At 56.9% G+C, this 1,124-nt stretch carries 1 pseudogene; it reads left to right on the forward strand.

Features of this window, described 5'->3' with window-relative positions:
• Positions 1 to 1,004 (forward strand): annotated as a pseudogene (locus BQ9893_RS20895) (viral A-type inclusion protein); the annotation flags it as partial.
• Positions 1,005 to 1,124 lie beyond the last annotated feature (120 nt).

Raw genomic sequence — 1,124 nt, forward strand, 5'->3', positions numbered from 1 at the left:
ATTGGGAAGCCGTATTCGGGGACCTCGACAAGGTATCCTCCGAAAGCCTCCAATCCCTCCGTACCCGTCTGAAGGAATATATCGATACCCAGAAGGACTTGCAGCCGGACAGCCTGAAAGACCTGGTACGTGCCATCGATTCCATCGACAAGAAACTTAGCGAGCGCAATCCCTTTGCGGCATTAGAATCATCCATGTCGCGGGTAAAATCCACGACCTTATCCGTCAAGGAGGCCCAGGAAGCCTATAACAAGGCCGTGGAAGAAGGGACTGAAGCCGAGCAGAAGAACGCCCGGGCCGCACTGGATGCCGCCCGAAACGCGAAGCAGAGGGCACTGGCCGAGGCTACGGATGCCCTGCACGGCAGCGTGGGGCAGGTGAAGGAATACGTGGGAGCGGCAGAAGACCTGCTGGGACTGGTGGAACAGTTCGGTATCGATCCGCCGGAATGGATGGGTGAATACCTGGAAGGTTTGGGGCAGACGCTGGACGGCTTGGAAAGCATCGACCTGACCAAACCGATGAGCGTCATTACCGGCGGTGTCAAGGCGGTAAGCGGCGCGGTGAAGACTTTGTTCAGTCTGGGCGGCACCATCAACTGGAACGGAAGCAACGCGAAAGAGGTGCAGGCCACGATAGACCGGCTGACCAGCCGGAACGAAATGCTTCAGACTTCCATCGAGGACTTGACCGACACTATCAAACAGAGCAAGGGCACCAAATCTGTAGCCGCTTACCGCGACGCTTACCGGATGCAGAAAGAGACGGATTCCAACTACCTGCAGATGGCGATGGCGCAGGCCGGTTACCACGGCAGCCACCGCTCTTGGAATTATTATTGGGATGGTTTTTCCCAGGCACAGATAGACAAGCTGAGCGGGCAGATCGGCCGCCAGTGGGACGGCAGTCTGTGGAGCCTGAGTCCGGAGGAGATGAAGGCCCTCAGAAGCAACGTGGACATGTGGACACAGATACAGGACACGGGCAAGGGCGGTTACGGCGGGGGGGGGGCCGAGGGAAAGGTGGAATAACTCTGTCTCTTATACACACACTTATGTATCGTAGAATAACAGTGAAGACTGGATCCATTCTTGTTTTTTTCTGTGGTGGGGGGGAGAGGGGGG

Origin of the sequence: Parabacteroides massiliensis (assembly GCF_900155425.1) — a bacterium.
Lineage (GTDB): Bacteria > Bacteroidota > Bacteroidia > Bacteroidales > Tannerellaceae > Parabacteroides > Parabacteroides massiliensis.